At 40.9% G+C, this 26417-nt stretch carries 14 protein-coding genes; 12 read left to right on the top strand and 2 right to left on the bottom strand.

Features of this window, described 5'->3' with window-relative positions:
* The first annotated feature begins 12 nt into the window (after positions 1–12).
* The 3 genes from K6V21_RS00365 to K6V21_RS00355 are packed head-to-tail and all read left to right on the top strand — an operon-like array spanning position 13 to position 3218.
* The gene (locus K6V21_RS00365; protein WP_217712663.1) at positions 13–882 is read left to right on the top strand and encodes a putative zinc-binding metallopeptidase; all 870 of its coding nucleotides are present in this window, start codon (positions 13–15) and stop codon (positions 880–882) included.
* A 10-nt stretch (positions 883–892) separates the two neighbouring features.
* Positions 893–2173, top strand: a complete 1281-nt coding sequence (locus tag K6V21_RS00360) for a DUF4302 domain-containing protein (protein ID WP_217712662.1) — start codon at positions 893–895, stop codon at positions 2171–2173.
* A gap of 16 nt (positions 2174–2189) precedes the next feature.
* Positions 2190–3218, top strand: a complete 1029-nt coding sequence (locus K6V21_RS00355) for a BACON domain-containing protein (protein WP_224320505.1) — start codon at positions 2190–2192, stop codon at positions 3216–3218.
* 72 nt (positions 3219–3290) lie between these two features.
* On the opposite strand, the gene hemW is transcribed toward K6V21_RS00355, so the two are convergent.
* Positions 3291–4421 (bottom strand): radical SAM family heme chaperone HemW, encoded by a 1131-nt coding sequence (gene hemW, locus K6V21_RS00350; protein ID WP_224320504.1) that lies wholly within the window; start codon positions 4419–4421, stop codon positions 3291–3293.
* A 78-nt stretch (positions 4422–4499) separates the two neighbouring features.
* Positions 4500–6518 carry a DUF2264 domain-containing protein gene (locus K6V21_RS00345; RefSeq protein WP_224320503.1) on the bottom strand — a complete coding sequence of 673 codons (2019 nt, stop codon included), beginning with the start codon at positions 6516–6518 and terminating at the stop codon, positions 4500–4502.
* Between the two features lie 360 nt (positions 6519–6878).
* On the opposite strand from K6V21_RS00345, the gene K6V21_RS00340 reads away from it, so the two are divergent.
* The 9 genes from K6V21_RS00340 to K6V21_RS00300 all read left to right on the top strand — a co-directional run bounded on the left by K6V21_RS00340 (position 6879) and on the right by K6V21_RS00300 (position 26348).
* Entirely contained in the window at positions 6879–11090 is a 4212-nt protein-coding gene (locus K6V21_RS00340) for a hybrid sensor histidine kinase/response regulator transcription factor (protein WP_217712658.1), read from the top strand.
* Positions 11091–11432: 342 nt separating this feature from the next.
* The gene (locus tag K6V21_RS00335) at positions 11433–11984 is read left to right on the top strand and encodes a hypothetical protein (RefSeq protein ID WP_224320502.1); all 552 of its coding nucleotides are present in this window, start codon (positions 11433–11435) and stop codon (positions 11982–11984) included.
* 76 nt (positions 11985–12060) lie between these two features.
* The gene (locus K6V21_RS00330; protein ID WP_217712656.1) at positions 12061–15216 is read left to right on the top strand and encodes a SusC/RagA family TonB-linked outer membrane protein; all 3156 of its coding nucleotides are present in this window, start codon (positions 12061–12063) and stop codon (positions 15214–15216) included.
* A 49-nt stretch (positions 15217–15265) separates the two neighbouring features.
* Positions 15266–17191, top strand: coding sequence for a RagB/SusD family nutrient uptake outer membrane protein (locus K6V21_RS00325; protein WP_217712655.1), 1926 nt, complete (start codon positions 15266–15268; stop codon positions 17189–17191).
* A 35-nt stretch (positions 17192–17226) separates the two neighbouring features.
* Positions 17227–20247, top strand: a complete 3021-nt coding sequence (locus K6V21_RS00320) for a SusC/RagA family TonB-linked outer membrane protein (protein WP_224320501.1) — start codon at positions 17227–17229, stop codon at positions 20245–20247.
* A 31-nt stretch (positions 20248–20278) separates the two neighbouring features.
* Positions 20279–21946: a RagB/SusD family nutrient uptake outer membrane protein gene (locus K6V21_RS00315; protein ID WP_224320500.1), complete on the top strand. Its 1668-nt coding sequence runs from the start codon at positions 20279–20281 to the stop codon at positions 21944–21946.
* Positions 21947–21979: 33 nt separating this feature from the next.
* Positions 21980–22879 (top strand): discoidin domain-containing protein, encoded by a 900-nt coding sequence (locus tag K6V21_RS00310; RefSeq protein WP_224320499.1) that lies wholly within the window; start codon positions 21980–21982, stop codon positions 22877–22879.
* A 19-nt stretch (positions 22880–22898) separates the two neighbouring features.
* A complete protein-coding gene (locus tag K6V21_RS00305; protein ID WP_217712651.1) occupies positions 22899–24368 on the top strand; it encodes a BT_3987 domain-containing protein in 1470 nt (489 codons plus the stop codon).
* Between the two features lie 93 nt (positions 24369–24461).
* Positions 24462–26348 (top strand): family 43 glycosylhydrolase, encoded by a 1887-nt coding sequence (locus K6V21_RS00300; protein WP_217712650.1) that lies wholly within the window; start codon positions 24462–24464, stop codon positions 26346–26348.
* The last annotated feature ends 69 nt before the right edge of the window (positions 26349–26417 follow it).

The raw sequence follows: 26417 nt of genomic DNA, 5'->3' as shown, positions 1-26417 counted from the left end.
AAACGAAGATTTATGAAAAATTGGTATATATATATATTGATGCTTATATTCGGAATGGGTTTCTCGGCCTGTGACGACAATGAGCCGGATAAGGATAATAGTATTTTTGATACTTCGGAGGCAGAACGTAATGCCTTTGACAAATGGCTGAAAGTAAACTATGTGGATACCTATAATATTGATTTCATCTATAGGATGGAGCATATCGAATCTGACTATTCGCATAATCTGGTTCCTACGGATTTTAAACTTAGTGTCAAACTGGCTAAGATAGTGAAACATGCCTGGCTGGAAGTTTATGATGAAGTGGGAGGTATTGACTTTACACGTGCCAATGCCCCTAAAGTGATTCATCTGATTGGTTCGGCGTCATGGGACAAAACAACTTATACCTTGGGAACGGCTGAAGGCGGATTGAAAGTTACCCTTTATATGGGGAACTGGCTTGACCCCACTAATGTGAACGAGCTGAATGAATATTATTTTAAGGTGATGCACCATGAGTTTGCGCATATCTTGCATCAAAAGAAGGCATATACGGTAGAGTTTGATAAAATCAGTGCCGGAAACTATGTGCCTACAGGATGGCAAAACCGTAGTCTTGAAACTGTTGCTCCACTGGGATTTGTCACGCCGTATGCCGGTAGCCAGCCTCGTGAAGATATCGCTGAAGTAACAGCCTGTTACCTGACTTATCCAGCTGAGCAATGGGACGAGGTAATAGCACTCGCTGGTGATAAAGGGAGTGCCATCATTTACCAGAAACTGGATATCGTAAGGAAGTATATGAAAGAATCCTGGAGCATCGATATTGAACAACTGCGTAGTGTAATTAGCAGGCGTTGCGCTGAGATAAGTGAACTCGATTTGGATAATATTTAATAATTAAAATATGAAAAAAATAATATATACATTTTTTGTTTTCTCCATACTTCTGAGTTCGTGTGTGCAGGATGTGGACGACGTATTTGATGAACCATCATCGGTGCGTGTAGAGAAAGCATTGGCTGAGTATCAGACTTTATTGAAAAGTGCAGAATATGGGTGGGCTATGGAATATTATCCTTCGTCTACCCAAGCCTATGGAGGGTATCTTTTTACTATGAAATTTAAAGATGGTGATCAGGTTACAGTATCTACTGATGCATTTGAGGAGGCTGAAAAAGAAGTAACCAGTCTTTATTCCTTGAAAAAAGATATAGGCCCGACATTAAACTTTGATACATATAATGAATTGTTCCATCATTTTTCTGATCCGGACATCATAGACGGAGGTGGAAAAGGTAAAGGGTATGAGGGCGATTATGAATTTATATTTCGGTCGCATACCGATAATGAAATTATTCTTAGAGGAAAAAAGACAAATAATGTCATAAAAATGACGCGTCTGACTGAACCTCCGATGACGCTTTTGGACAAAACGGTTAAGTTGTCGAAAGAAACGTTTACAACCACATATACGGCCAGTATTGGCGGAAAGACGTTTGTCGTTCCGATGGAAGACCATGTATTTCTTTTCAGTTATGAGACTGAAGGTAAGAAGACTGAGTCAGTATCGGGGCCATATATTTTCACTGCTACCGGTATTAAATTCTATGAACCGATAGAAGTGATGGGGAAGACATTGGAAAACTTCACGTGGGATAGTGCGACTAAAACGTTTACTTGTACTGATCAGGGAGCCACCGATGTTAAGCTCACGGCAAATGAATTGCCGGAGGGATATATGAAGTATAAGGATTTTTTGGGATCATGGGACTTTGTATATGCTGGAGGAAGAATACCGGTGATTCTTGAAGAGGAAAGTCAGACATCATTCCTGATGGTCGGGTTTAATCCGAATTACAAACTGCTGGTGAATTACGATAAGAGTGTCGGAGGAATTCGAATTATGTCACAGAAAGTGGGTAATGCCGGCAGTAATGAAGTATGGTTATGTGCTTGGGATGCCAATACCGGTAGTTTGTTTAAAAATACTGCACTCGGGGTTGCAAGTAAACCAAGAGTGGATACGGAGGATATTATAATAGATTTAGAAAGTTATGGCGTTTGGGCTGATCATGAAGTTAATTCACTCATAGTATGGGAAATGAAAGGTAATGAGTATGTCGGTGAATTTAAGCAATGGGGAACTTCCCGATATGCCGGACCTTTGAGCATGATTAAAAAATAAATAAATGGAAAGTTGTATGAGAAAGTTAGTGAATATATTAATTCTGGCACTTTGCACAATGGTTGTAGGGTGCAGCGACGATGATGATGCGGTAAAAAGCCCCGAATTGACTGTGATAAGTACAGAAGCCCAGTTTACATATAAAGGTGGCACCGGCTTGATTAAAGTACTTGCTACTTCGGAGGTAGAGGCTACTGCGGCTGATTCATGGTGTCATATATCTGTATCAGGACAGGATATTAGCTTATCGGTAGATTTGAACAATTCAATCTCAAGTCGTACGACGATGGTTACTATTCGTTCTGCCAATGAAAAGAAAGAGGTCCCTGTTACACAGTTAGGTGATACTTTTATCTGTACCTTGAAAGATGTAACATTTGCGCCGGCAGGAGGAGATGCAGCTTTTTCTTTGGATACAAAACGGGATATTAAAGTGACAGTACCCCAATGGATTACCTACCGGAGGGATGAAAATCAGATAATATTTACCGCGCCCGCTATTCAAGATGGAGGATATAGGACAAGTATGGTGGTTATTGATGATGGTAATGTGGCGTATACCGCGGAATTTACACAAATGAATTTGAACGGTATTTATGATATGCTGTATACAAATAATGGTAAGCGATATGCTGCACTTTGTAAAGTTGAATCAACAGGGATTGCTAATGTATATCAACTGACGACGAATGGGATGCCGGTGGATGCATCTTTCCTGGCAACTTATAATGAAGGTTATTTTATTATCTCATTTGGACAATATCTGGGAGATATTTCTCCATATAAAGTTTATCTGTGTGCTTATGACAATGCCGGGACACTTGGATGGGGAACAACTGTACAATATGTTGCTCCTATAGCTACGGATGAAAATTATAATATGATTTTTGTTTTTGCTGACAATGGTACATGGGCAAAACAGCATGTGGATGGATTCTACTATGGTAAATTCACTGGAACCCCTTCAAATAGTACATATAAGGGTGGCTATGGTACTGCTACTGACATTGTTATGCAAACTCATTTTACAGAAAATACGGATTAAATATTTTTAGTTTGTGATTTTTACATTAATTGCTTAGAAGCCGTATCCGTGATGGATGCGGCTTTTAAGCAATTATTCTATTATCAATAAATCGCTCATGATACCATCTGAGATGAAAATACCCTCTCTGGTTAGCTTTAACCGATCGTTATGCAACTCTAATTTCCCATTTTCCAGATAAGATCTGGCTTGTTCCAAACAATATTTCGAGAGTCGGTCGCCGAACTTCTTTTTTAGCTCTTCAGTTGATATTCCCCACATTGTGCGCAGACCTGTGATGATGTATTCATTGTAGCGGGTTCGTGTGTCCAGTTGTTCTGTTTCGTGTTGGCGTTGTCCTTGTTCTACTGATGAAAGATACTGATTTAGTGAAGCTACATTCCATTCGCGCGAGCCTCCATCAAAGGAATGTGCGGACGGGCCGCATCCTAGATAAGGGATACCTTGCCAATAAGAAGTATTATGTCGGGAATACATTCCCGGTTTGCAAAAGTTGGAAATTTCATAATGCTCGTATCCGGTGGCAGAAAGGGTATCTATCAATGTGGAGAAGAAGTTCAGACTACTATCCTCATCCACTTGAGATACCGAGTGTTGTTGCAGCATTTTGTAAAGGGGTGTACCTTCCTCGTAAATCAGATGGTAGGCTGAAATATGCTCTACATCAAGACTGACAGCCTGCTGTAAATCTTGTGTCCAGCGTTGGTCGGTCTCTCCGGGCAAGCCATAAATTAAATCGATGCTGATATTTTGAAAACCTGCTTGTCGACAGTGTTTTACTGCTTCTATGGCTTGTGTGGCATTGTGCCGTCTGTTCAATAATTGCAGTGTTGCATCATCAAAAGTTTGTATTCCCATGCTGATGCGGTTGAACGGTAGAGTGTGCAACATTCCGATATATTCTTCCGTAAGGTCATCGGGATTTGCTTCAAGAGTTATTTCTGTTGCTTCCCTCGTTCCGTAAACCTGTTCAATCGTTTTGAAAACCTCCTTAAAGTCTTCCTCCGATAACTGTGACGGTGTACCTCCACCGAAATAAATGGTTTCAACAGCTTCCCCTTTCAGATATTCCTTGCGTTCCGTCAACTCCCGGCAAAGGGCACGGATATATTGCGATTTCAATTCCGAACGTGTAGTGGAATAGAAATCGCAATAAATGCAACGTGTCTTGCAGAAGGGGATATGTATGTAGATGCCTGCCATAATTATATTGTTTCTGTAGAAGAGCTTTCGTAGCTCTTACTTTGGCGGCAAAGATAACTATTCCTTCCGAAACTTATGTCAGGAGAGAGAAACCGTCTTTACCGTCCCGTCAGAGAAATAAATGGTTATAGTGTCTCCGGTCTGTTTGAAGGACTTTACAGGTGTCAGTTCCTTTTTAGTAAATGACTTGCCACTCTTTTTCCATAATTGCAGTGTGATAAAGACTTTATCACCGGAATGAGTAGCGGCAGCATTGATTACTGAGCATTTGTTACTGACCGGATGGAGCCCTTCAGTCTGTACGAATTCCACTTCCGACCAACCCTGTAGATTGATAAGAGCCGTTTGATAGGCACCATTATCCATGCAGTAGGCGGTGTATCCTCCGGCCTTTTGCTCCTTTGTAACAATGGGATTGCCTAGCTCCGGAAGAGAATAGTGTCCATAACGTAATTCTGTTGTAAGTGGAAAAGAAACCTTGTCCACACGAAGTATACCGTTAGGAAGCGGAATATCTGCCAGACGGAATCTGATTTCCGGGTTTGTTTCAAGTTCTGCATCCCGGTAGTAAATTCCGTCTTCAAACTTTTTGAATGTATAGAGGCGTAGCACTTCCCATTCTTGTTTGTCATTCAGTACGGCATAGTTCATGGATACTTTGCCATCCGGGCTGTCTGCCATCCAGGGGAATGCCGTGTTGTAGGACAGTTTGTTATAATTCTCGGTAGAACGGAATTTCTGCCAGTCTTTGGCAACCGTTTCATGGCACCATGCACGTATTTCCGAGGTGCCGCTATTGGGATAGTTGGTCACTAAAGTGTTGGAACCTTCCATAAACTTATTGTATACTTTGCCGGATTGAAGTTCTTTTTCCCAAGCTCCGTTATTCTCAATAGCTGTCCAGAACGGATTATCAGCAGGCAATAATAATCCAAGGAACGCTTTCCCCATCCAGTAAACGCTGCCACGACAACTATAAATCTGTACGGCAGGCTCAAAAGCCCCATAAAATCCCAGTGTTGGTACCCGGTCTTCCATTAATGCAGGATTTTCAAGGAACTGGAGCAAGGTGGAAGAGGCAATGCGGCGCATCCAGCCATAGTTGATAGACGGATCATTGAGCCACCCCATCAAAGGGAAGGGTACAGCGGCAGCTATACGGTACGTAATACTGCGTCCATACATATTCATTTTTCCATCTTCGGCAAACATATAGGGATAGTTAGGGACCAGGTCACGGAAGTTTCTGACAAACTGTCGTCCGGCTTCCGGATTGAACTTCTCACCGTAGTAATGCGCCCAAATCATACCATACATCTGAAAAGCCCACATACTATAATAATCATAGGCCGGACTATCATTATACCATCCATATCCACGATATTGTGCCAGTGATTTTTGCAGCAATTCATCCATATAACCGTCTTTGACTTCATAACCTTGATCTTTGAAGAAAGACATGACGAATATATTGAAGAAGCGCCAGTTAGAACCGATTGTAGGTCCGTTACCATAACTAAGCATTAATGCGGCAAGATCATCTTTCTCCTTTTGTGTCAATGGTTCCCAGATAATCTCAGGCATTACGGTAAGTGACAAGGCAAGTGCTCCGAATTCTACAAGCGTCTGGCTTGCCCCACCTTTGAGGTGTTGAATATATCCGGACTTAGACGGATCACTCATATTGCGTAACTGTTGCCGGTAATAATCTCCGACTTTGATTCCATTCAGTACCAGATCCGGATTTTCTTTTAGTAGCGGGATTGCTACGAACATGGTGCGGCAAAGTCCCTCCAAATTCTCCGTTTTGTTAGGTTTTCCATCTGTTGGATAACTCTTTCCCGGCTGTTTCGGGAAGTGCATCGGATCATCCGGTGTGTGGATGTAACTGAATGCTCCGTCCAGTAAATAGGTTGCAGCGTCAAGCCAATGTTGGCGAGTCATACCGGTGAGAGGGCTCAACTTGTAGTCCGGTTGTACTAAATGAAATACGGAATCATTTTTAGCCTGTGGCAAGGAGGCATTTACTTTTAATGAAACTAATAAAGTAAATAGTAATAATCCTCCGGTCATTTTTGAGAATACAATTTTCATCATTGCGTGTGTATTACATGGTAAGAATATTCTTATTTATTTTTCTCTGCAAAGAAAAGGTATTCTTTGCAATATAAACGGCTACTTTAGTGCCAAAAAGGGTGAAATTTAGGTCAATATTGTCTTTTTGAGCTTATCTGCTCCTTACCCGAGCCGTATCCGGACCGTACTTGCTCCGTACGTTCTTCGGTCAGAAGTACCTCTGTACGGAGAAACTACGGACTTGGTACGGAGCAAGTACATCCCGGGTACGTCCCGATATAGAATTATTGGAATATAATATTACCAATGGATAAGATACTTTTAGATATATTTACGTATATTTGTCGGGCGTTATTAATTATATTTAAAACGGAGTAAACCATGAAGGTAATGCTTACTATGAAAGAAAAAATCTGGAGTTTTGTATTTTGCTTTGGAATATTTTTCCCTTTGATATGTCAGGCTATCACAACACCTAAACCAACTACTTTGGTGTTTAAGTCTTCGTCCATATTGAACAGTTTGCCCAGTAAAGATGTGCAATCTGTCTATCAGGATCGCGACGGATATATCTGGATATCTACCCGTAATGGCCTTTTCCAATATGATGGTTATTCTCTTACTACTTATAAATCCAATCTTTTTCGCACTGATTTGCTGACCAATAATAATGTTTTCTGTGTGGCAGAGGATGCAAAACACCGTCTTTGGATTGGTACTTACAGTGGTCTGAATGTTTTGGACAAGAAAACGGGTGCGATACGGAAAATAGATCATCCGGAGATGAATGGTAATAGTATCCCTCAAGTACTGATAACCAGTGATGAACGTATTCTGTTTGCAACAGATTGGGGAGTGTATGAGTACCAGGAAGATAAAGATGATTTCTTATGCCATGGTGGCGAAAATACAGGGAATGTGATGCCCAGGGCTGCCATCAAATCTCTGTTTGAAGATGACCGGGGAGATATTTGGATTGGAACATGGGATGCAGGGTTGTATCGTTATGAGAAGAAAACCGGGAAATATTTCAGATACCCGCGGTTGAATGAACAAAACTCTGCTCATTATGTATTTCAGGACAGTCAAAAGAATATTTGGGTAGGTACTTGGCGTGGTGGTTTGGTTTTGTTGAAAGATGCCTACCAGCCGGATAAGACCACTTGGATTACTTATAGGTATGATGAAAAGAACCTTGCCGGTATCTCAGATGATATTATCTATGCTTTATCCGAAGATCTTAATACTCATTCTTTATGGGTAGGAACCCGTAAAGGGCTCAGTGTACTTCCGTTGACAGGGAATTACACAGGTGCTGAGACTTTCAGTAATTATTATCCCAGTGAATCGGATAGTTCTATAGCCAGTGATGAAGTGGCTTCCCTTTTGCGTGATCGCCAGGGGCTGATGTGGGTAGGTATGATTGGTGGAGGTGTAAACAAAGTGAGTACTCGGAAAGCTGATTTCTATTGGGATCAGTTGTTGGAAGTCAAACGAATGCTGAAGACTACTTCTGTTCGCAGTATTTTGGTGGATGATGAAGGATTGCTCTGGCTGGGAATAGGAACTTATGGATTGGGGGTGAAGAACCGTCAAACCGGGAAATTCACTTATTATACCCAAATGCCTGAATTCGATCGTTATCGTGGTATTTCTACGGTAATGTCTATGATGCAACATTCCGTTACGGGACATATTTGGATTGCGGCTTATGACGGAGGAGTTTATGAGGTAGATAAGAAGGCGCCTGTGGCACAGAGGGTGAGGAACTATTATGCTCAGGATGCGCCGTGGTTGGCAGGTTCCTGTGTTTTTCATATCTATGAAGACTCAAAGCACAACCTTTGGTTTGCTACGCGTAATGGAGTTTCAATGCGTACAGTGAATGGAGAAGCGGTGCGGCTGGATACTTTGCAAGTAGGAAATAGCCAGATGAGAAACGTTCCGACTATGTATATGACCGAAGGAAATGACGGAGATATGTGGGTGGCTTCCAATACACACGGAGTTTTTCGGCTTCATTGTGATGAAAAAGGGAGTTATACCGTTTCATGTTATTCTGCTACGAATGGAAAGCTCAACAGTGTGTATGCCGATTGTCTTTACACAGATGCCAAAGGACGCATTTGGGTAGGAACAGGAGGCAGTGGATTGAATCTGTATGATGAAGCAACCGATACTTTTCTTCCGGTACATGCGAAATGGAATCTTCCGGGAGATGCGGTTGTCAGTATCAGGAGTGATAAAGAGGGTGATTTATGGTTGGGTACGAATGCCGGATTGATAAAACTTGCCCTATCGGATAACTTGGAAAGTGCCACATTCCGTTTGTACACCACAGTAGATGGTTTGCAGGACAATATATTTATTCGTAGTGCCCAGGCGGTTGCAGCTGACGGTGAAATGTTCTTCGGCGGACACCGGGGATATAATAGTTTTTATCCTGAGAATCAGCAGGAACAGCCTTTTTCTTCTTCTGTGATAGTGACTGACATTAAGATTTTCAATCAGTCATGGGGAAATCTGCCAGCTAAAGAGCGAATGGAGATTTCACAACTTTCACCCGCTTTTGCAGATGAGATACAGCTGGACTATTGGCACAATAATTTCAGCATCGAATTTTCAGCATTGGAGTATGCCAATCCGGATAGAAACCAGTATGCTTATCAGCTGGCAGGTTTCGATTCTGACTGGCAATATACGGGTGGGTCCAAGCGTTTTGCTTATTATAATAACCTGAAGCCCGGAACTTATACTTTCCAATTGAAAGCTTCTAATGCCAATGGCATTTGGGATGATGAGATGCTTCGGATGAAAGTCGTTATTTTGCCGCCTCCCTGGAAAACATGGTGGGCTTACACCTTATATATTATATGTGTTTGTGCTATTATCTATTATACTTTCCGGGTGATACGTAATCGAATCCGTTTGCGAAATGCCCTGCATTTGCGTGAGATGGAGCAAGCTAAGGCAGAAGAGGTTAATCATGCTAAATTACAATTCTTTACTAATATTACTCACGAGCTACTGACTCCGTTAACCATTCTTTCTGCTTCGGTGGATGAGCTGAGACGGACCGCACCCACGTATAAGGAGCAATATAGAGTGATGAATAACAATATCAATCGACTGATACGTTTGCTGCAACAAATCCTTGAATTTCGTAAGTCGGAGACAGGAAATCTTAAGCTGCGGGTTTCCGAAGGTGACCTTACGCAATTTGTACATCGCAGTCTTGATAGCTTCCGCCCGTTGATGAAGAAGAAAGATATTCAGTTTCAGATTTCATGTTCACCCGATCCTTTCAACGCTTATTTTGATCCGGACAAACTTGATAAGATACTCTATAATTTACTGTCTAATGCTTCTAAATATAATCGTGCCGGTGGTCTGGTCAGTGTGGAACTGTCTGAAAATGAAGATCGGACAGCACGGTTAGTGGTGAAAGACAATGGCCCCGGCATATCAGCAGAAGCCCAGAAGAACCTTTTCAAACGCTTTTATGAAGGAGATTACCGGAAGTTCAAGACTATTGGAACCGGCATCGGTTTGTCATTGGTTCGCGATTTGGTAGTGCTGCATCATGGCACTATTACGGTAGAAAGTGAAGAAGGGAAAGGTACATTGTTTATTGTAAACTTCCCAGTTCTTCGTAATTCGTATGCGGAAGAAGAAATAGAAGAAAGTCTGCCGGCAGATGCGGAAGAAGCTAAGAAAGAACTGTTATCAGATGAGTTTGGCGAAAATGTCTCTGATGATGATAGTGAGGAACAAGCCGAACCGACTGCTATCCGGTCTTCGTACTCTTTACTGATTGTTGAGGACAATGAAGAGTTATTGCAGTTAATGACGAAATTGTTGGGTGCGGATTATATGGTTTACACAGCTAATAACGGTAAGGAAGCTATAGATGTGGTAGAGCAGGAAGAGATTGATCTGATTGTTTCTGACGTAATGATGCCTGAGATGGATGGCATTGAGTTCTGCCAGTATATTAAAAATAAGTTTGAAACATCCCATATTCCTGTAGTTTTGCTGACGGCTAAGAATAAGGAGGAAGACCGGGTTGAGGCTTATGAGTCCGGTGCTGATGGCTTTATCAGTAAACCTTTCAATCTGAGTGTTCTCCATGCACGCATCTCCAACTTGCTTCGAAGCCGTGAACGTATGGGAAAGGATTTCAAGAAACAGTTGGTATTTGAAGCCAAAGAGTTGAATTACACCAGTGTTGATGAGGATTTCCTGCAACGGGCTATTGATTGTGTGCATCGTCATTTGGATGATCCGGATTTTGATCAGGCGAAGCTGTTGGAGGAGATGTATATGGCTAAATCGACTTTCTTCAGGAAGTTGAAGTCATTGACCGGTCTTACTTATGTTTCCTTTATCCGGAATATTCGTATGAAAGCAGCTTGTCGTATAATGGAAGAGAAGAAGAATATTCGTATTTCAGAATTGGCGTATGCTGTGGGTTATAATGATCCGCGTTATTTCAGTAATAGTTTTAAGAAAGAGTTTGGTATGCAACCTTCCGAATATATGGAGCGCTTTACTTCGAATGGCACAGTGGAAGATGATGTTCCGGAAACATAGAGCATATATTTATTAACCATCTTGTCTTTTATACTGCAAGAACAACTTTCGGAAAATGGAATGTTGTTCTTGCAGTCTTATTGTGTTGCTTACTCATTTATTCGTTTTATACATTTCTTTTAAAACTCTCTCACATTTGAAAACTTATGTAGAATAATGTTTCATTTCATGTAGAAAATTGTGTCATGAGACAAATTAGCATCTGTTTGGGCTGTTGTAGAAGGCATATTGCTTTTTGCCCTCCTACTTTTGTGTCGCAATCAAGAATGAAAATGATAGGGATTTTTTTAGTTCTTGTTGTAAATAACAAACCAATGTTTAATCTTAAAATTAATGAGAAACATGAAAAACAAAAGAAGCAAATTGATTACAGTACTTTTTGTTGCTGCAATGTCTGTTAGTCTTTTTACAGGGTGTAGTAATGATGCTACAATTACTGGATTGGATGAAGGTGCATTGCCTGAATTGGCATCCGACACAAGGGCTGTTACAGATGAGTTGATCGAATCAGATTCAATCAGTAACTTTAGTTTATTAGCTGCAACTGAATATAGTGATGCAGAGTTGAAAAAACGCATAAGGGATGGATGGTGGCGTCAATATGCTAATACAACAGAGGATGGAAAAACAACTCCAGAAATGTGGGAACGTACTGATTATACTCAAAATATTTATCCGGAAGCTCCGATCTTATTCTTTGTAGGAAATGGGGTTGCTGAAAATGTAGATATCCAATTTGTACAACCTGGTACTATACCATTGTATTGTAAAAAAGTTGGAATAGATCTTTATGAGTTTAAAACAGGTTATAATGTACCTGTCTTTTTTCAATTTACAAGTAAGTCAACTGGTAATGTTGTTGACACTATTATCTTTTTTATTAAGGATATATAATCTTGGTGTAAATTAAAAAACACGTTGAGAGTGAATTATATTATTAAATAGATGTTTAATCTTAAAATTATTGCTAATGGAAAAGCAAGAAAATTTCTGTAAACGACAGGCTCAAAAATTATGTCGATTATTTCCAGTTGCAATTTTATTGTTTTTGTTTTTATCTGTCCCTTTAAAGGGATATAGTGAAGATGTTCCCTCTTTAGAGAGTGTACAGCAAAACACAGTAAAAGTAACTGGTACAGTCAAGGATGCAAATGGTGAGCCGATTATTGGTGCTAACGTTATGGTGGTAGGTACAGCTACCGGTGTTATTACTGATATTGATGGTAATTTTAGTCTGAATGTCCCGGTCGGGAGTAAGTTACAGTTTAGTTTTATTGGTTATAAGGAACAGGTAGTTTCTGTTAAAAAAGGTATTAGTCTTAATATAGTATTAGAAGAAGATGCCCAGATGTTGGGTGAAGTAGAGGTTGTAGCTTACGGTGTACAAAAGAAGGTATCAGTAACGGGTGCCATTTCCTCAATGAGAGGAGATGACTTATTGAAAACACCGGCAGGTTCTATTTCAAACATTCTTTCCGGACAGGTGACGGGTATTTCTTCTGTACAATATTCCGGTGAACCGGGTGCTGATGCGGCGGATATTTATGTGCGTGGTATTGCAACAACTAATAATGCAACTCCATTAATTCAAGTAGATGGTGTAGAACGTGATTTCTCTCAGATTGACCCAAATGAAATAGAGAGTGTAACCATTTTGAAAGATGCTTCGGCAACTGCGGTATTCGGTGTACGAGGTGCAAATGGTGTTATTTTGATTACAACTAAACGTGGTGCTGAAGGAAAAGCGAAAATTTCATTTACCACTTCTGCCGGTGTCAATGTGCGTACTAAAGAACTGGAGTTTGCAAATTCTTATCAGTATGCTTCTTATGTTAATATGATGAGGACTAATGACGGTAACGAGCCTCTTTATTCGGATGAGCAGTTGGCTGCTTTTCGGGATCATACTAACCCGTTACTTTATCCGGATATTAACTGGATTGATTACTGTATGAACAAAGCCGCTTTTCAGTCACAGCACAATGTTAGCATCTCCGGTGGAACAAATAATATGCGTTACTTTGTGTCTGCGGGTTTGTTCACCCAAGATGGTATGTTTAAGCAATTCAATCTGACAGATGATTTTAACTTTGACTATAAGCGATATAATTATCGGGCAAATCTGGATTTTGATATCAGCAAAACAACATTATTATCAGTCAATATTGGCGGACGCGTGGAGAGTAAGCGTACGCCTGAGTCTGGTGAAGATCAGAATCAATTGTTCCGTAAACTTTATTGGGCTGTACCTTTTGCCAGTGCTGGTATAGTAGACGGTAAATATATCAAAACGAATGCGGATTATGTTACTAAACCTGGAGCAGATGGTTTGGAATCTTATTATGGCAAAGGTTTCCGTAATCAGACAACGAATGTGCTGAATCTGGACTTGGTGCTCGACCAGAAACTTGATTTCATAACAAAGGGACTTTCTATAAAATTGAAAGGGTCATATAACTCTTCTTACTCAACCACTAAAATAGCCAGTTCTTCCGTAGCTACCTATACACCGGTTGTAGATGACAAGGGTGCTATTACTTACAAAAAATCAGGTTCTGATAGCCAGACGAGCTATCGTGAAGGAGATTATGGTAAGGGACGTGACTGGTATATGGAATTAGCTTTAAACTATAATCGTAAGTTTGGCGATCATAATGTTACAGCATTGTTTCTTTACAATCAATCAAAAAGATATTATCCCGGAGGAGATTACGACTATATTCCTACCGGTTATGTAGGATTGGTAGGACGTGTGACGTATGACTGGAAGACTCGCTATTTGGCCGAATTTAATGTAGGTTATAACGGTTCAGAGAACTTTAATCCTGAAAATCGTTACGGCTTCTTCCCTGCCGGTTCTATCGGTTGGATTGTTAGTGAGGAACCTTTCTTTGCTCCTGTGAAGAAGGTTGTGAATTATTTTAAAATTCGTGCAACTTTGGGTATGGTAGGTAATGATAACTATGCGGGTAAGCGTTTCCTCTATTTGCCAGGTTCTTATAGTTATGGACAAAATAATAACCATAACGCTCCCGGCGGTTTCTTTGGACAGAATATAGGAAATGCCAAGCCGGGTGCATGGGAAGCCACTCAGAGTAATCCGTATGCTAAATGGGAAACAGCTGTTAAGCAAAATTATGGTATTGACTTCAATATTCTTAATGACCACTTGAGTATATCTGCCGATTATTTTATAGAAAAGCGTCGTGATATTCTTAGAACTCCGGATTATCTGCCGGGTATTTTGGGTATGACTCTTCCGGCAATTAATGTGAATAAGGTAGAGAATAAAGGTTTTGAAGTACAGGCGAAGTGGAATGATAAAATAGGAACTGATTTTCGTTATTGGGCTAATTTCAATATATCATTTGCACGGAACAAGATTGTATTCATGAATGAAGTTGAGCAAAATGAACCTTGGATGTATCAAACTGGACGTCGTATAAATGCACGTTCTATGTATAAGTTCTGGGGCTTCTATGATGAGACGGCCGATATACGTTATCAGGAAGAATTTGGAATACCCATTAGTGATCATGGAATTACGTTGCAGCCCGGTGATGCGGTTTATGTAGACTTGAATAAGGATGGAAAGCTGGACGGCAATGATGCGACACGAGATATAGGTTTTACTGATCTTCCGGAATATACGGCAGGTTTGAATTTAGGCTTTTCTTGGAAGAATTTTGATTTCTCTATGCAGTGGACGGGTGCCTGGAATGTAGACCGTATGCTTTCTGAATTCAGACAGCCGCTTGGTGATACTCAAAACAAAGGCTTGTTGTTGTACCAATATGAAAATACCTGGCGGTCTTCAGAAGACACATATACTGCTAAATTTCCTCGCATAACGGCAACGAATCGTAAAAATAACTTTGAAAAAGGAAGTGATTTGTATTTGATAAATGCAAGCTATCTCCGTTTGAAGAACATCGAAATCGGTTATAATTTTGATTTCCCCTTCATGAAAAAAATGAAACTGAATAGTTGCCGCATGTATGTAAATGGCTATAATTTATTGACATTTACTGCTTTTGATTGGGGAGATCCGGAGTCTCGTCAGAGCGATCGTCCTAATTATCCTTTGACCAGAGTATTTAATATTGGTCTGAAATTAGGCTTTTAATGTTTATTGATATTGAAAATAAGAAACTTAAGAATTAAATACTTAAGATATGAGACATTTAACGAAATGGTTTATAATAGCATTTGCAGGGGTTACCATACTCTTTGCTTCTTGCGTCGATCAAATAAAGTTCGGTGATAGTTTTCTTGAAAAACCGCCTACGACGAACGACTTGAATCAAGATTCTATTTTTGGAAAAGCTGATTATGCCCGTGCATTTTTATGGAATGCTTATACAAAACTTTATTATGGTTTACCTTACTACTGGGGGGGCTATGATGAAAAGAAAATGAACACCGGTATGTTTGAAGTTCTTTCTGATTGCTGGCATAGTCATAATAGCTGGGATGGAGTGAATCGCCTCTATTATAGTGGTGCATATACGGCAGCTGATGAAGATGGTTCCCGAGGCGATGTCCGCTACAACTATATAGATGATAAAGCCTGGAGTGGTATTCGTGCCGGGTGGATGTTTATTGAAAATGTAGATCGTGTACCGGATATGGACAGTGCCGAGAAAGCGCGTCTGATTGCAGAGGCAAAAGTACTGATAGCTTCCCGTTATTTCGATATGTTCCGTCATTTTGGTGGTTTGCCGCTGGTAGACAAAACGTATGATGTACAAGCTGTCTACGAAGTTCCCCGTGCAACGGCTGCGGCAACGGTTGAATTTATGGTGGGCTTATTGGATGCTGCTATCAATGAGCCGGAATTGCCTTGGTCTTTGGGAACAGATGATTCGAACTGGCAAGGACGTTTTACAAAAGCGGCAGCAATGGCATTGAAATGTAAGATGCTGCTGTTTGCGGCCAGTCCGTTGTTTAATGATAGCGAACCTTATTCTACAGAATCTCCACAAGATGCTGTAAGTAATCTGCAAGTATGGTACGGAGGTTATAATGCTGACTGGTGGGAACAATGTTACCAGGCATGTTATAAGTTTTTTGAACAGTTAGAAGCTAACGGCTTTTATGCATTGATGGAGGCAGATGGAACAAGCTCACAAAATTATCGTGACGCTTTCTTCAAAGCTTATTTTGAACGTCAGGATAATACGGAATTACTTATTTCTACTCGCGTAATAGGTAAGTTCAATAACGACTGGTGGTATAAATTTCAGACTGAATTTGTAGGTTATGGCAACTATACTCCGACCTTGGAATATATGCAGATGTTCCCAATGAGTGACGGTACGCCTTTTGACTCCAATACGCTGCTGGCTGATGGTGCTTTCCCATTCTTTACAGATAATGATTATAACAAGCCGGTACGTGACCCGCGTTTGTACGAGACGATGTTGGTGAATGGTGCCAACTTTGGTGACCATGCGGCTGAATTGTGGCTGGGCGGTCGTGATAACATTGGCGATACGGAAAAGGAAACAGGAAAGGTAGCTACCGGTTTCAGCCTTTATAAATTCTATAAAACAGGTAACTTAAGTGGAACTTATCCTCAGTGGCCTTATTTACGTTTAGCTGAAGTTTATTTGATTTATGCAGAAGCCATCCTGCAAGCTAAGGGGGATTTGCAGAAAGCTATTGATCAGGTAGATATCGTACGTGCTCGTGTTGGTTTAGGGGGCTTGGCAGAGTGTAATCCTACCAAGAATCTGACGACTGATAAAAATGCTTTATTGGAAGAAATACTCCGCGAACGTGCTTGTGAGCTTGGTTTGGAAGATGTACGTTTCTTTGATATGATTCGTTACAAACGTGCTGATCTTTTCCAGAAGAAACTTCATGGACTGAAAGTTTATCGTAATGACGGTGGTGGAAACAAACCATGGTCGGGTACCAGTGGTAATGCTTCTGAATACCCTAATAAACCATCTAATTTCAAGTACGAAGTGTTCGAACTTAAAAACATAGCTCGCACCTGGTGGAGCAATTTTAATCCTAAATGGTATTTAGCTGCTTTCCCGCCTTCGGAAGTAAACAAAGGATATGGACTGACACAAAACCCGGGTTGGAAATAAAGGTAAAAATAACCATATAATAAAGAAAGAACAACATGAAAAAATATAAAATAATAGTTTTAGCAATGTTGGCTTGTGTCTCTCTGAAAAGCTGGGCGCAAGAGGAAGGCAATATAGCCGGAAAAGTGGTTGATAAACTAGGCAATCCGATAGAAGGTGTATTGATTTCCGTTGAAAACAATCCGTTGGTACAGGCGACGACTGACCGTAATGGTAAATTTGAAATTATAGCCGATCATACTCAACGCTTGCAGGTACGTACTGGTAAGGATGATACTAAAATTGTGCCTGTAGCTGATGGGAAAGACCTGACGATTGTTATGGATTTCTCCAGTGAGAAAGTCAACTACGGCTTTGGTTTGAATCAGACCAATGCCGAATCTACAGGTGCTGTCTCTACGGTTTATGCAGACCAGATTGACAACCGTTCTACCTTCAATGTAGGTAATGCATTGTATGGTAATGTAACGGGGCTTTATACTATGCAGAAGACGGGTAATGTTTGGGATCAGATTTCATCTATGGCTATCCGTGGACAAAAGACACTAAATGATAAAAATGGTATATTGCTGTTAGTGGATGGTCTGGAACGGGATAATGGCTATCAGGCATTGAATTATATCTCTCCAGAAGAAGTTGAATCTGTTAGTATCCTGCGAGATGCAGCGGCAGTAGCTCTTTATGGTTTCCGGGGTGTAAACGGTGTAGTGAATATCGTGACTAAACGTGGTAAGTACAAAAGTCGTGAGATAAACTTCTCTTATGATCATGGTTTTAATTCTCAGACACGAATTCCGAAAATGGCGGATGCTTCTACTTATGCTAATGCTATCAATGAAGCTTTGGCTAATGATGGGAAATCGGCACGTTATTCTCAGAATGAGTTGAATGCTTTCAAAAGTGGGAAGTATCCTTATCTCTATCCTAATGTGAACTGGATGGACGAGGTCTTCCGTGATCAGGGAACTACGGATATAGCAACCTTGACATTCCGTGGAGGTTCTACCAAGATGCGCTACTTCACGATGTTGAATTTGCAGAATAATCGTGGTTTTATTAAGAATGCCAATTCCAATGATGGGTATTCTACGCAAGACAAATATTCAAGAGCCAATTTCCGTTCAAATCTGGATATTGACCTGACACCCAAAACGAGATTACAGGCTAATATATCAGGTGTACTGAATGAATTCAGCCGTCCAAGCTCAAGTGGTGATAATCTGATCGGTAAGTTGTATACAGTGCCGTCGGCAGCATTCCCAATTAAAACAGAAAAGGGCTTGTGGGGTGGTAATAGTACTTGGAATGGTGATTATAACCCTGTATATCTGGCACAAGGCCATGGCTATACTAAGGGACACACTCGCGCTCTGTATGCTGACATGTTATTGCGTCAGGATTTGTCATCCATTACCAAAGGATTGGGTGGATCGGTACGTATCGGGTATGATAATTTAGCTTCTTATTGGGAAGATCACCGTAGAAGTGAAAAATATGGCATGCAGTCTGTTAGCCAATGGACTAATGGAGAACCATCAGCTTTCACTAATTTTGAGGGAGGTTCGGTAGGTACTAGCGAAAGTTCAAAATTGGATTGGCAGTATCGCTCTTTAAACTTTCAGGCAAATGTAGATTGGAACCGCAGCTTTGGCAAACATGACCTTTACTCTATGCTGTTGTATACGTATAAATATGACGATAGAAATGGAGTAAATGTAACTTTGTTTACTCAGAATGCAGGTTGGTACACTCATTATGGCTATGATAATCGCTATTTTGCAGACTTTACTTTAATGTTTTCCGCTTCTAATAAGTTGGATCCTGATAGCCGTTGGTTACCGGCTCCCACTGTAGGGTTGTCATGGGTTATCTCCAACGAAGCTTTCATGAAAAACCAAAATGTAATAGACTTCATGAAACTGCGTGCTTCATTTGGTATTATCAATACGGATAACACGCCGGCTGATGGCTATTGGCTTAATAAAATGGAAGGCGGAGGAACTTATCCTGTAGTAGGCGGTAATAACTTTGGAAATGGAGATGGCGGATGGGCTGAAGGCCGGTTACCTTCATTGAACGGGGTGTTGGAGAAAGCCTATAAATATAATGTCGGTTTGGATATGTCTTTGTTGAAAGGACTGACCTTCACTATTGATGGTTTTTATGAAAGACGCTCGGATATTTGGGTAAGTGCAGCAGGACAGAACTCGGCGGTATTAGGTGTTGGTAGCCCTTATAAGAATGCCGGTATAGTAGATAGCTGGGGTACAGAAATGGGTTTGGATTATAATAAACGTATTGGAGATTTCCAGTTACGTTTGGGCGGAACCTTCTCATTCAACCGTAGTGAGATTATCGAAAATTTGGAAGAACCCAAAGCTTATGAGTATTTAAGTGCGAAAGGAAAACCGGTTGGACAGATTTGGGGCTTGCAAGCTATCGGTCATTTTGTAGATCAGGCAGATATTGATAATAGTACACCTCAACAATTTGGTCCGGTAAAGCCGGGTGATATTAAGTATAAGGATGTAAATAATGATGGTGTCATTAACTCCAACGATATGATCCCCATGGGCTATAATTCTGTCTGGCCGGAAATTTATTATGGCTTCAATGTAGGATTAGAATGGAAAGGTTTGGGCTTTAACGCTTATTTTCAAGGTGTAGGTAATTATACGGCTTGGCTTACATCCAGTGTATATCGTCCATTGATAAATAATACTTCTATTTCACAGTATGCTTATGAGAATCGTTGGACACCTGAAAACCCGAATGCCCGCTTCCCGCGTTTGACTACGGAAAATGTGGATAATAACACACAAAGCAGCTCTGTATGGTTGCAAGACCGCTCTTTCCTGAAGCTGCGTAACTGTGAAGTATATTATAAGATACCTTCTGCCTGGTTGAATAAGATCAAGATGAAAACAGCGAAGGTTTATGTAAGAGGTACAGACTTGTTCAGTATTGACAAAATCGATTTAACTGATCCGGAAGCTATAGGAGACGTTTATCCGGCTACCCGCTCTATACATATCGGTTTATCACTGGGGCTCTAAATGAAATAAGTTAATAAAAAAAAACTAAGATATGAAATTAAAGAATATATGTTTCGGTATTGTTTGTGCGGCAGCGTTAGCCGGATGTACAGACAAGATGGACTATCATGAATATACCAGCTACGATAAGGAGTATGTATTTTCTGACTTCGGCCGTACTTCCGGATTTGTGAATAACATCTATTCCTATTTGGACTATGATTTGCCCGGTTCAGGATCATTGGCATCCGCCTGTGATGAGGCAGAAATGGCATTGACTTATTCGAGCGTACTAGACTATACGAATGGAAACTGGAATGCGTTGAATCCGAAGTCGCTATGGAATTATTATGTACTTATTCGTGCGGTCAATTATTATCTGAAGAATGCAAAAGATCTGGATTTCTATGACTTGCGTTTTACAGAAGATTATGAAGCTCAAATGAATCGTTTTAAGCGTTACCAGTATGAGGTACGCCTATTACGCGCCTATTATTATTTCCAACTGGTACGTGCGTATGGTGATGTTCCTTTCACAACATCCATACTGACCGAGGCAGAAGCCAATAGTCTGGAACGTACACCTGCTTCGGAGATTTTTGATTTTATTGTGAGCGAATGTGATGCAGTGGCTCCGGAACTTCCGATAGATTACAGTAAACTTGAAAATGATGCTGCCGGTAATTCGGAAAAACCGGAAACCGGTCGTGTGACTCAAGGTACGGCATTGGCGCTGAAAGCACGTGCTTTGCTTTATCGTGCCAGTAAACTTTTCAATGAAAGTGAAAGCAAAGAACTCTATAAAGAGGCTGCAAAGGCTAATTTAGATGTAATAAACTTCTGTAGCAAGAATGGTATTTCTTTAGGAAAGTATACTGATTTGTGGGGTGAAAATAACTGGAAAGCATCTGAAATGATCTTTGTGCGTCGTGTAGGTGCAACGACTGATCCTGAAGTTACTAATTTTCCGATAGGTTTGGAAAATGCGCGATCAGGAAATTGCCCAACACAGACTTTGGTTGATGCTTATGAAATGAAGAATGGCAGTGAACCCAATCCGAAGGATCCGTATACAGGTAGAGATCCGCGTTTTGCTATGACGATTGCTGTGAATGGGGATAAATGGCCGAATACAAATCCTAATCCGCTGGAAATTTATGTGGGAGGTAGAAATGCTTCTCCTATTCCTTATGCAACTCAAACAGGCTACTATCTAAAAAAATATGTAGATGGTTCTACGGATATTAGTGCCAGCACTGGTAGTGGAGGTAAAGTGCATAGCTGGGTGACATTCCGTTTAGGAGAGTTTTTACTGAATTATGCGGAGGCCACATTCAAATATTTCGGAGGGGCTGATAACAAAGATGGTGAACTTACGATGTCAGCCCGTGAAGCCGTAAACAAAATCCGTAAACGGACAGGCGTAGACATGCCGGAATTCCCCGAAGGAATGAGTAGTGACAACTTCTGGAAGCGCTATAAGAATGAGCGTATGGTGGAATTGGCTTTTGAAGGACATCGTTTCTGGGATGTGCGCCGTTGGAAAGAAGGCGGTTTCAATAGTATTGCTCGTGTAGTGATAACAAAGAATACCGATGATTCATTCACTTATACCCGTAATACCAAATCATTGGTTTGGGATGATAAGATGTATTTTTATCCTATACCGGACGCAGAACGTCGTAAAAATCCGAACCTAACTCAGAATCCAGGTTGGTAATACATGCGTGTTTAACAATTTAAATGAGATATTATGAATTTGAAATTTAAATATATAATCGTTGCCGGGCTGTTGGTTGGAATGACAGGATGCGATGATAAATTAGAGACTTTTGAAGTGGCAGGGAGTGTAACAACTCCCACCGCTCTTGCAGCATCAGTCGTAAGTTCTGAGGCTTTGCCGGGACAAATCAAGTTGTCCTGGGAGGCACCTGCAGAGAATGCTTTTGACTATCTTCAAATAAAGTATTATGATCCGTTGACAAAAGAGGATGTTTGTAAGATAGCTTCTGTTGGCACAACTGAGATGTTGATAGATGATACACGTGCCCGTTTTGGAGATTACTCCTTTTATTTTCAAACCTTTAATGCTGCTCATCAGGGAAGTGCTGTGACGGAAGTGAAAGCTAAATCGGGAGAAGCTCCCGCTACTACAACGGAGAAATCCCGTACGGAAGTAAAGTTGGCTGGAGATCAACTAAGTACAAATGCTCAGGAACCTACCGAAGGCCCGATTAAAAATCTGATAGATGGCAATAGCGGGACATTCTTCCATACAAGATGGAGTAGTCCTCAGATAGAATTGCCTCATCATATTCAAATAGATTTTAAAGAAAGTCATGAGAATTTTGCTATTTACTATCAGAATCGTACTGACAATACCTGGACTTCGGATGGCCGTCCCTCAGTAGTGGAATTGCAGATTAGTAATGATGCGGAAAACTGGGAAACTGTGGGTACATTATCCGGTTTACCTTCCGCACATAGCACTGAATATACTTCTGATTTTGTGATGCCGGGAAAGACATTTACTTATTTCCGTTTTAATGTAACTGCAACTTCGGGTAATACTAAGTACTTTAATCTGGCTGAATTCAAGTTCTATGATGTAGAGGTTGAAGTTTATGATCCGGAAACGGTGCCTTTAGACTAATTTAAATTGAGATAAGAATATGAATAATAAGATAAAAATCTGGACAGCTCTTTGTGCAGCTGTCTGTGCAATTGCTTTTGGGGCTTGTGATGACGATAAAGATCTCAGTTATAAAGGAAGCTTGGACTTGAATATGCTGGGAATTAAGCAAGCCAGTGAGATATGGGACGGAGCGCAATGCAATGTATCTACAAATCTGAAAGAACCGCAAGCTGGTGAAGTGCAGAAAGTCAATAATTTCAATTATCGGTTGAATCTGGCGCTTTATCAGAATCGGGAAGCCGAGAAAGATGCTACAGTCGATTTGGTAGTAGCTGTGGATTCGTTGAATAAAGCGATTGCCAATGTTGGCACCTCTTCAGTATATGACGTGTATGCCAATGCACTACTTTTGCCGGAAGAATATTATAACCTTTCTGCCAACAAAATGCAGCTTAATGCCGGTAATACAAAGTCGGAGGAAGTGGAACTGAATGTTTATTCAAGCCAATTGATTGCATTAGTTCAGGAGGAATACAAAAAGGATATGAAATTTGTGTTGCCTGTGCGAATTCAAAATTCAACTTCATACGCTATTAATGGAAAGACGAATACAATTATGTTCTTCTTTAATGTGACTTACGTAGATCCAGGACCAGAATATGTTGCTGACGGTGAAGGGGTCCCCGACGACCATACATTAGAAGGAGGTTATAAATTGTTGTGGCACGATGAGTTTAATGGAACAGGTGCGCCTAATGCAGAAATGTGGAGGTTTGAAGAAGGCTTCCAACGTAATGAAGAAGATCAGTGGTATAAGAAGGAAAATGCCGAGATGAAAGAAAATGCATTGGTCTTTACTGCGAAACAAGAACGTGTGAAGAATCCGAACTACAATCCGAATGCAACGGGTGGTAATTCCTGGAAGCAGACCCGTGAATATGCAGAATATACTTCCGCTTGTGTTGTTGCTACGAGCAATTATGCCTTTAAATATGGAAGATTAATTGTGCGTGCCAAAATACCTATCGAACAAGGCGGCTGGCCTGCAATATGGTCTACCGGTAACTGGTATGAATGGCCTTTAGGTGGTGAAATAGATATTCTTGAATTCTATAAAGAGAAAATTCATGCTAACCTTTGCTGGGGTGGAAGTAAACGGTGGGATGGAAGCTGGAATTCGGCAAATTATCCTATAACTGATTTTACTTCTAAAGATGCTAAGTGGGCAGAGAAATATCATATTTGGCGTATGGATTGGGATGAAAAATATATTCGTATCTATCTGGATGATGTACTTCTTAATGAAACAGATTTGAGTACAACTAATAATAAAGGCGATCATGGTGCCGGAGATGGTGGAAATATTAACCCATATTCAAATGATATGGTAGGTTTTGGTCAGCTTATGATGCTAAACTTGGCTATTGGTGGGGTTAATGGAAGACCTGTAGAAGCGACATTCCCGCTTGAATATCGTGTAGACTATGTGCGAGTTTATCAGAAATAATAAATAAAATCTTTCAATTTATATTCCGTATTGTCCTATGAGCCTAACAGACATTGGGGCAGTACGGAATATTTGTAAAATAGGTAATAGTATATGAAATATATAAAGTATTTGGGAGGATTCTTATTATTGGCAATTATTTGTCTTCCTCTATTATCGCAGACTAAAGAACGGTGGAAAGATGTTAATAATGAATATATCAACGCCCATGGTGGCGGCGTTTTATTTCATAACGGATTATATTACTGGTTTGGCGAACATCGCCCTGAAAACGGTTTCACTACCGAAGTGGGAGTGAACTGTTATGCATCTTCCGATTTACAGAATTGGACTCACAAAGGCATAGCACTTGCCGTATCCGAAGAACCCGGAAGCGATATTGAACGTGGTTGCATCATGGAGCGCCCCAAAGTGATATATAATAAGAAGGCCGGGAAGTTTGTAATGTGGTTCCATCTGGAACTGAAAGGCCAAGGTTATGGACCCGCCCGCGCGGCTGTGGCCGTCAGTGACAGACCGGAGGGACCTTACCGCTTTGTTCGTTCCGGGCGGGTGAACCCTGGAATCTATCCGGAGAATATGTCTGAGGCAGATCGGAAGCTGACATGGAATATGAAGAAATATAAAAAGTGGTGGACTCCGGAGTGGTACAAGGCCGTTAATCAGGGACTGTTTGTGAAACGCGATTTAGAAGGCGGACAAATGTCTCGTGATATGACTTTATTTGTGGATGACGATGGTAAAGCTTATCACATTTATTCTTCAGAAGAGAATCTGACTCTGCATATTGCAGAACTGACAGATGATTATTTGCAGCATTCAGGGCGCTATATTCGTATCTTTCCCGGTGGACATAACGAAGCACCGGCCCTATTCAAAAAAGATAATATGTATTGGATGATTACTTCCGGATGTACCGGTTGGGATCCTAATGAAGCCCGTATGTTTTCAGCGTCTTCCATTTGGGGGCCGTGGAAGCAACATCCTAATCCATGCCGCGGACAGAACAGTGAGAAAACCTTTGGTGGACAAAGTACGTTCGTATTAGAGTTGCCGGAGAACCGCTTTATATTTATGGCTGATGTTTGGAAACCGAAGAGTCTGATGTATTCCGGGCATATTTGGCTGCCTATACAGTTTGATGAACAGGGTGTTCCGTTTATTGAGTGGACGGACGAGGTAAATCTGTCTGCTCAATCGGAGTGGAAACAGGTATGGAGTGATGAATTTAATACAGACGGTCTTCCGGATACGACTGTTTGGAGCTATGATAATGGTTTTGCACGCAATGAAGAAGCCCAGTGGTATCAGAAAGGTAATGCTTACTGCAAAGATGGAAAGCTGATTATTGAAGCACGAAAAGAAAAAGGACGTAAAAATCCCTGGTATGAGGCCGGAAGTAACGATTGGCGGAAGAAGCGGGAGTTCATTGAGTACACTTCCTCATGCATCACTACGGCCGGTAAGAAAGAGTTCCTGTATGGCAGATTCGAGGTTCGTGCCAAGATTCCCGTGAGCGGAGGGGCATGGCCGGCTATTTGGGCTTTGGGTAGCGGTATGGAATGGCCTTCGTGTGGTGAAATTGACATAATGGAATACTATCGTATTAAAGGTGAACCGCATATTCTGGCAAATGCTGCCTGGGGAACTGACTGGCAGTGGAATGCAAAATGGAATAGTAAAGCGATTCCTTTTACTCATTTTACAGATAAAGATCCGGCGTGGGCGGATAAGTTTCACATCTGGCGTATGGACTGGGATGAAACGGCCATTAAAATCTATCTGGATGATGAATTGCTGAATGAAATTCCTTTGAGCGAAACTGTTAACGGTATCATCGGAAAAGGAACGAATCCCTTCCGCATGCCACAATATCTTTTGCTGAACTTGGCTCTTGGTGGCATAAATGGTGGCGAAATTGATGATAAAGGTATTCCTATGCGTTATGAAATAGATTACGTTAGGGTATATCAGAAATAGTTTAAGACGAGTGAATCTAAGTTTGTTGAATTGTCACTATGATGCTGAATAGTTGATTTTAATGACTTA

Origin of the sequence: Bacteroides cellulosilyticus, assembly GCF_020091405.1 — a bacterium.
Lineage (GTDB): Bacteria > Bacteroidota > Bacteroidia > Bacteroidales > Bacteroidaceae > Bacteroides.
Note: the sequence above shows the minus strand (reverse complement) of the source record. Positions and strands in the feature narration are given on the sequence as shown.